Origin of the sequence: Undibacterium sp. Tian12W (genome assembly GCF_049339405.1) — a bacterium.
Classification (GTDB): Bacteria; Pseudomonadota; Gammaproteobacteria; order Burkholderiales; family Burkholderiaceae_D; genus Undibacterium.
On record NZ_JBMPPK010000079.1, the window covers coordinates 1 to 355 of the forward strand.

Here is a 355-nt window from a genome sequence, read left to right on the forward strand (position 1 = left end):
GACAGACAACATTTGCCGAAGGTGGCTTTGAACGCTATGCCAAGACGACGAAGCGAGCAGTGTTTCTATCAGAGATGAATCAGGTCGTGCCATGGGCGATGCTATGCAAACTGATAGAGCCCCATTACCCCAAGGCTGGTAACGGACGCCCACCTGTAGGTGTAGAGCGGATGTTACGTATTTATTTCCTACAGCAATGGTTCAATCTGTCTGATCCGGCTGTCGAGGAAGCCTTATATGAATCCGTCTCCATGCGCAGCTTTGCCGCTATTGACCTGGGCAATGAAGCCGTGCCGGATGAGACCACTGTGTGCAAGTTCCGGCACTTGCTGGAACGTCATGACCTTGGCAAACG

Annotated in this window: 1 protein-coding gene; it reads left to right on the forward strand. The window is 52.1% G+C overall.

The window, feature by feature from the left end; all coding sequences use genetic code 11:
* A partial coding sequence (locus ACO0LI_RS30680) for a transposase (RefSeq protein WP_423037718.1) occupies positions 1 to 355 on the forward strand: 355 nt, incomplete at both ends.